At 67.5% G+C, this 7,308-nt stretch carries 5 protein-coding genes and 1 pseudogene; 5 read left to right on the top strand and 1 reads right to left on the bottom strand.

Annotated elements, in window-relative coordinates; translation table 11 throughout:
• The first annotated feature begins 189 nt into the window (after positions 1–189).
• From AC1VAN_RS09550 to hglS, 4 genes and pseudogenes are all read left to right on the top strand, one after another.
• Positions 190–609 (top strand): EF-hand domain-containing protein, encoded by a 420-nt coding sequence (locus AC1VAN_RS09550; protein WP_025878233.1) that lies wholly within the window; start codon positions 190–192, stop codon positions 607–609.
• Between the two features lie 97 nt (positions 610–706).
• Positions 707–1,459: an HAD family hydrolase gene (locus AC1VAN_RS09545; RefSeq protein ID WP_032975604.1), complete on the top strand. Its 753-nt coding sequence runs from the start codon at positions 707–709 to the stop codon at positions 1,457–1,459.
• A 31-nt stretch (positions 1,460–1,490) separates the two neighbouring features.
• A pseudogene (locus AC1VAN_RS09540) lies at positions 1,491–1,784 on the top strand (hypothetical protein); the annotation flags it as partial.
• 104 nt (positions 1,785–1,888) lie between these two features.
• Entirely contained in the window at positions 1,889–3,250 is a 1,362-nt protein-coding gene (gene hglS / locus AC1VAN_RS09535) for a 2-oxoadipate dioxygenase/decarboxylase HglS (RefSeq protein WP_059065771.1), read from the top strand.
• 85 nt (positions 3,251–3,335) lie between these two features.
• Here hglS and AC1VAN_RS09530 read toward each other — a convergent pair whose 3' ends face one another.
• Positions 3,336–4,850, bottom strand: a complete 1,515-nt coding sequence (locus tag AC1VAN_RS09530; protein WP_080150722.1) for an acetyl-CoA hydrolase/transferase family protein — start codon at positions 4,848–4,850, stop codon at positions 3,336–3,338.
• 375 nt (positions 4,851–5,225) lie between these two features.
• Between AC1VAN_RS09530 and glnE the strand changes: the two genes are divergently transcribed.
• Positions 5,226–7,308 (top strand): bifunctional [glutamate--ammonia ligase]-adenylyl-L-tyrosine phosphorylase/[glutamate--ammonia-ligase] adenylyltransferase (gene glnE, locus AC1VAN_RS09525; protein WP_480985701.1); only part of this gene is annotated, 2,083 nt, incomplete at its 3' end.

The following is a 7,308-nucleotide window of genomic DNA, read 5'->3' as shown; positions in this document are numbered from 1 at the left end:
GCTGAATGCTCGTCTTACTGTCTGCTCACTTCGCACTAACCACCGCGCTAACGCATACGTCTGCGCCAGTGGTTAACCATGCGTGTTCGAGGGAATTGCGGCGCAAAATCGATTCAGAAACGCGGTGGCAGGGTAGGTGCCGTGCGGAGACAACGACCGCGCACTACCACCCTTCAGGAGACACCCCAGATGACTATTCGCAACCGCAAGCCCCTGATCGCCCTGATCGTCGCCGCCGGCAGCGTGTTGGCCATCCCGGCGATGGCGCAGTCGGCCAAGCAGCAGGCCGCGCATGCACAGAACGAAGCGGCGCAGGCCCAGCAGGCGGCGGCACAGGCAGGCCAGGCGGCCGACCAGGCTACCGACGCGGCCGCAGCAGCCTCGGCGCAGGCCAACGGCGGTGGCCAGACGTGGGCCAGCATCGATACCGATGGCAACGGCACCATCAGCAAGAGCGAGTCGCAGGTGAATGCGGGCCTTGCGCAGGTGTTCGACCAGGCGGATGCCAACAAGGACGGCCAGTTGAGCGCCGACGAGTACAAGGCCTACGTGGCCGCCCAGCAGGCGGGTGCCGGCGCGGGTGGCACGGCCGCGGGCCAGGGTCGCTGATCCACGGTTGAATTCGGGACAACCGGTGCATGGGCAACCCGGGTGGCTTCGGCCACCCGGGTTTTTTTCGTCATCGCCGCGCCTGTATCCTAGGGCGATGAACACCTCCACGCCTGCGCCCTCGCGCGCCATCGGCCTGGTCGGTTTTGACGGTGACGACACGCTGTGGAAGAGCGAGGACTACTACCGCAAGGCCGAACAGGATTACCTGGACCTGCTGTCGCGCTACATCGACGTCCACGACACCCAGACCGCCCGCCACCTGCTGGAAGTGCAGCAGCGCCACCTCGGCGTGTTCGGTTACGGGGTGAAAAGCATGACGCTGTCGATGATCGAAGCAGCCATCGAGATCACCTCGCAGCGGATCGAAGCCAAGGACATCCAGCGCATCCTCGACATCGGCCATGACACCCTGCGCCACCCGGTCGAACTGATCGACGGCGTACGCGAGTCGGTGGCCGCCATCGCCGCGCAGTACCCGGTGGTGCTGATCACCAAGGGCGACCTGTTCCACCAGGAAGCCAAGATCAAGGTCGCGGCGCTGGCGGACCTGTTCCCGCGCATCGAGATCGTGTCCGAGAAGGACCCGGAAACCTATGCCCGCGTGCTGGCCGAATTCGACCTGCCGATGCAGCAGTTCGTAATGGTCGGCAATTCGCTGCGCTCGGACATCGAACCGGTGATCACCCTCGGCGGCTGGGGTATCCACACCCCCTACGCAGTGACCTGGGCGCACGAGACCCAGCACGGCGTGGCCGACGACGAACCACGCATGGTCAACGCCGATACCGCCTGGGACTGGCCGGCGGCGCTGGCGACGATCGAGGCCAAGGCCGCTGCCGCGGCCTGACACGGCGCGGCCGCTGCGGCAGAATCGAAGCATGAAACTGCCACTGCGCGCCCTGCTGTTGTCCCTGCTGCTGGCGCCGGCCATCGTGCTGGCGCAGCAGACCGCCGAACGTTCGGCGACCTATGAGGTGGATACCGGCGATGCCTGGGTCGACATCCAGCTGGCCGACATCAACCACTACGCCGAGCGTTACCCCGATGCCTTCCTCGACGAGGTATCGCGCTATGCCGGTGTACCGCGCGGTTACATCGCCGCGCTGGCCACCACCCACCGGTGGCAGGCCGGCGACATCTATTTCGCCTGTTTCTGGGCCAAGGCCAGTGGGGCACTACCCATCGCAGGTCATGTTGCTCTGCGTATCGCCGCCGCCGCGCGCTCCGGCGACAATACTGGTCCGAGCTGTTCCCCGTTCCCGTAATCGAGTGACTGATGAGCGCCTCTTTCGTTTCGCCTGATGTGATCCGCCGCCTGTTCGCCCAGGCCATGTCCCGCATGTACCGCACCGAAGTGCCGTTGTACGGCACGCTGGTGGAACTGGTGGAGCGGATCAACACGCAGGTCCTGGCGCAGGACCCGGCGCTGGCCGCGCAGCTGCTGCGCAACGACGAGCGTGCCCGCCTGGATGAAGAACGCCATGGCGCGATCCGCGTCGGTACCCCGCAGGAACTGGCAACCCTGCGCCGCCTGTTCGCGGTGATGGGCATGTACCCGGTGGGCTACTACGATCTGTCGGTGGCCGGCGTGCCGGTGCATTCCACCGCCTTCCGCCCGCTGACCGCCGCTGCGCTGGCACTGAACCCGTTCCGCGTGTTCACCTCGCTGCTGCGCCTGGAGCTGATCGAAGACGAGGCGCTGCGTGCGCAGTCGGCCGAAATCCTCGCCCGCCGCCGCATCTTCACCGACGAGGCACTGGCGCTGATCGACCAGGCCGAGCGTGACGGTGGCCTGACCCAGGCCGATGCCGAGCGCTTCGTCGAACAGGCGCTGGAGACCTTCCGCTGGCATGGCGACGCCACCGTCGACCTGCCGACCTACCATGCCCTGCACAAGGCGCACCGGCTGGTGGCCGATGTGGTCAGCTTCCGTGGCCCGCACATCAACCACCTGACCCCGCGCACGCTGGACATCGACGCTGCGCAGGCGGCGATGATCGAGCACGGCATGGCCGCCAAGGCGGTGATCGAGGGCCCGCCGCGCCGCGCCTGCCCGATCCTGCTGCGGCAGACCAGCTTCAAGGCGCTGGAAGAGGCGGTGCACTTCCCGGGCAACGAGGGCGGCGACGCCGGTACCCATACCGCGCGCTTCGGCGAGATCGAGCAGCGTGGCCTGGCGCTGACTGCGAAAGGCCGCGCGCTGTACGACCAGCTGCTGACGCAGGCGCGCGATGCCGACGGCGCGGGCAGCACCGGTGGCGACTATGGGCAGCGCCTGCAGGCGGTGTTCGCCAGCTTCCCGGATGACCACGACACCCTGCGCCAGGAAGGCCTGGGGTATTACCGCTACCAGCTGACCGACGCTGGCCGCGCCGCGCCGGAGCGCGTGGCCGATCTGCCGGCCGAAGTGCTGGTTGCCGCGGGCCTGGCCACGGCCGATCCGATCGTCTACGAGGACTTCCTGCCGGTCAGTGCCGCAGGCATCTTCCAGTCGAACCTGGGCGGCGGTGAGCAGCGCGCGTACGCCGCCCATGCCAATCGCGAGGCCTTCGAACAGGCGCTGGGTGCGGCGGTGAACGATGAGTTCGAGATCTACGAGCGCATCCAGGCCGAATCGCTGGCGAGCCTGCGCACCTGATGCGGAACACCCGCCGGGCATGGCCCGGCGCTACCAAGGTGCGATGCGGGGTAGCGCCGGGCCATGCCCGGCGAACCGGCAATACTCAGGCCTTCATGGTGCCCGTATCCAGCCACCGCTGGTGCCACGACAGCGCCTCCGGCAGCAGGTGCGGGGTGTGCTTGCCGTAGCTCTCGCGGCTGGCGCGGTCGAAGTAGTCCTGCAGCTGCGCGCGGAAATCCGGGTGCGCGCAGTTGTCGATCAGCACCTGCGCGCGCTTGCGCGGGGTCAGGCCACGCAGATCGGCCAGGCCCTGTTCGGTCACGATCACCGACACGTCGTGCTCGGTGTGGTCGACATGGCTGGCCATCGGCACGATCGCCGAAATGGTGCCGTTCTTCGCCGTCGACGGGCTCAGGAACGCAGACAGGAAGCCATTGCGCGCGAAGTCGCCCGAACCGCCGATACCGTTCATGATCCGCGTGCCCATCACGTGCGTCGAATTGACGTTGCCGTAGATGTCCACCTCGATCATGCCGTTCATGCCGATGCAGCCCAGGCGGCGCACCAGTTCCGGATGGTTGGAGATTTCCTGCGTGCGCATGATGATGCGCTCGCGGTAGAAATCGATGTTCTCCTTGAACGTCTCGTTGGCCTGCGGGCTCAGTGCGAAGCCGGTGCACGAGGCGTAGCTCAGCACGCCGTCGCGCAGCAGGTCGAGCATGCCGTCCTGGATCACTTCGGTGAACGCGGCCAGGTCGCGGAAACCACTCTTGGCCAGGCCGGCCAGCACCGCATTGGGGATGTTGCCCACGCCCGACTGCAGCGGCAGCAGGTTGGCCGGCAGGCGGCCGCGTTTCACTTCGTGCTGCAGGAACTCGATCAGGTGCGCGGCGATCTGCTCGCTGGTCGCATCGATCGGGCTGAACGGGCTGTTGCGGTCGGGGCCGTTGGTGCGCACCACGGCCACGATCTTGTCCGGGTCGCAGCGCAGCGCGGTCTCGCCGATGCGGTCGTTGGCATTGACCAGCGGAATCGGCTTGCGGTGCGGCGGCAGCGCGGTGCCGTAGTAGATGTCATGCATGCCGTCCACGCCGGCCGGCTGCCACTCGTTGACCTCGATGATCACCTTCTTGGCCAGGTCCAGCCAGGTCTTGTTGTTGCCCAGCGAGGTGGACGGCACCAGCGAGCCATCCTCGCGGATCGCCGAGACCTCGACCACGGCGGTATCGATCTCGCCGTAGAAGCCGAACCAGACGTGCTGGGCGACGTGGCTGAGGTGGATGTCGATGTAATCCAGCTTGCCCTCGTTGATGCGGTTGCGCGCATCCGGGTCGCTCTGGAACGGCATGCGCATGGCGATGCCATCGGCCTTGGCCAGCGCACCATCGAGTTCCGGCGCGGTGGAGGCGCCGGTCATCAGGCTGATCTGGAAGGGCAGGCCCTGGGCATGCACCGATTCGATGCGGCGGGCCAGCTCAACGGGAACGGCCTTGGGGTAACCGGAGCCGGTAAAGCCGCTCATGGCCACGGTTTCACCGGGCTGGATCAGCGCGGCTGCGGCCTCGGCCGAGACCACGCGGTCACGAAGACGCGCGTTGGCGATGCGATCAACAGTCATGACGACAGCGTTTCTGGGGGGAATCCCGATTATCGGCCATCCCCTGCCGTACGGGGGGTTCTACCTTCGTGGAATGGCGTTTCCGGCAAGGCCTCTCCCATACCCGTCAGTTTTGTTTTGCAGTGCAGCGTGCAAAGTACTTTCGTACACCGCACGATGGCCCTGCATCCCGACGTGGGGGAGGGAGCAGAGCCCGCTGGCAGTTCGCTGCAAGCGGGCTTTTTTATTGCCTGTCGCCCAAGATGAATGCGCGGACTCCATTTTCGGTAGTGCCGGCCGCTGGCCGGCAACCCCAGCAACCTTCGGCGATATCGCAGCAAGCGGTCACAGCCCTTCGCCGTTGGCAAAGGGATGCGACCCCGCGAGAATCAGTGCATGACCCTCGCCCCCGCCGAATTGCCCGCCACCCTGCAGCCCCTCGTCCACCGCGCGCTGACGCGCTTGGCCCAGGCAGTGCCCGATCCCATCCCGGCCGAACTGCAGCCGATGCTGGTGCAGCTGGCCATCAGCAGCGACTTCGCCCTGGACACCCTGGTGCGCCAGCCCGGCCTGCTGGCGCAGCTGGCCGCGCCGGGCTGCCCGCCGCTGCCGGCGCCGGTGCTCGACCCGCTGCAGCCCAGCGACTGGCCGGCACAGCTGCGACGCTGGCGCACGGCGATGTCCACCCGCTTGATCTGGCGCGACCTGGCCGGGCTGGATGACGTGCCGCAGACTCTGGCGGGCGCCACCTCGCTGGCCGAGGACTGCCTGCGCTTGGCGCTGGACGCCCTGCAGCGGGAGTTCGCCCAGCGCCACGGGGTGATCACCGATGACCACGGCCAACCTCAGCAGCTGGTGGTGTTCGGGCTGGGCAAGCTGGGCGGTGGCGAGCTCAACTTCAGTTCCGATGTCGATCTGGTCTACGCCTACGTGCAGGGCGGTGAATCCGACGGTCCGCGCGCGCTGGCGGCCGAAGAGTATTTCGCCCGGCTCGGCCAGCGCCTGGCCAAGCTGCTGGATGAAACCACCGTCGATGGCTTCAGCCATCGCGTCGACCTGCGCCTGCGCCCGTTTGGCAGCGCAGGCCGCGTCGCGCTGTCATTCGCTGCGATGGATCAGTACTTCCAGCGCGAAGGCCGYGACTGGGAGCGCTATGCCTGGCTGAAAGCGCGTGCGGTGGCGGGCGATATCGCCGCTGGCGAGGCCTGGCTGCAGACCCTGCGTCCGTTCGTGTACCGCCGCTACCTGGATTTCACCGCGCTCGACGGCCTGCGCGAGATGAAAGCGGCGATCACCGCTGAAGTCGCCCGGCGCGAGATGCACGACGACATCAAGCGCGGTGCCGGTGGCATCCGCGAGATCGAATTCCTGTGCCAGGCGCTGCAGCTCATTCGCGGTGGCCGTGAGCCGGTGCTGCGTGAGCGGCGGTTGCTGGTCGCGCTGGATGCCCTGGTGGCTGCCGGGCAGATCGCCCGCGATGATGGCGCCGCACTGCGCGAGGCCTATCTGTTCCTGCGCCGGCTGGAAAACCGGCTGCAGATGCTGCGCGATGCGCAGACCCATGTGCTGCCCAGCGATGCGCTGGATCGCGAGCGGATTGCCGTCGGCCTGGGCTATGCCGATTGGGATGCGCTGCGCGACGCACTGCGTGTGCAGCAGCAGCGCGTCAGTACCGAGTTCGGTGCGCTGCTGGCGCCACGCAAGGGCCAGGCAGCGCCCGATGCGCTGGCCAATTACTGGCGCAGCCTGCCCGAAGGCAGCAACGCGCCGCTGCTGGCCGAGGCCGGTTTCCTCGATGCCAATGGCGCCGATCAGTCACTGCGCGATTTCGCCCAGGGCACGGGCGTGAAGTCGCTGTCCGATGCGGCGCGTGCGCGCCTGGACCGCGTACTGCCGGCACTGCTGCACGCGGCCACCCGTTCACCGCAGCCCGATGCCGCACTCAAGCGCGTGCTCGGCCTGCTGCAGGCAGTGCTGCGCCGTACCAGCTACCTGGCGCTGCTGGACGAACAGCCCAGCGCACTCGCGCGACTGGTCGACGTGCTGGCACGCAGCGCGCTGCTGGCCGAGCGCCTGGCCGCGTATCCGCTGCTGCTGGACGAACTGCTGGACGTACGCGTGTCCGGGCCGATGCCCGACGCCGCCGGCATGCTGGCCGAATGCCGGCAGGTGCTGCCGGTGGAAGATCCCGAATCGCAGCTGCGCTGGCTCAATGAAACTCGCCTGGCGTTGAGCTTCCGCATGGCCATGGCCACGCTGGATGGCCGCCAGGGCGCGGTCGACAGCACCCGGCAACTGGCCGAACTGGCGCAGGCGGTGGTCATCACCGTGTTGGCGATGGCCGAGGCCGATATGCACGCCGCGCACGGCGCTATCGCCGGCGGCCGCTTCGCGATCATTGGTTACGGCAGCCTGGGCGGCCTGGAGCTGGGTTTCGGCTCGGATCTGGACCTGGTGTTCCTGCACGATCACCCGCCGG

It is taken from the genome of Stenotrophomonas sp. 05L44_2 (assembly GCF_056665995.1).
The sequence above is the reverse complement of the archived record's forward strand: the minus strand, read 5'-3'. Positions and strand labels throughout refer to the sequence as shown.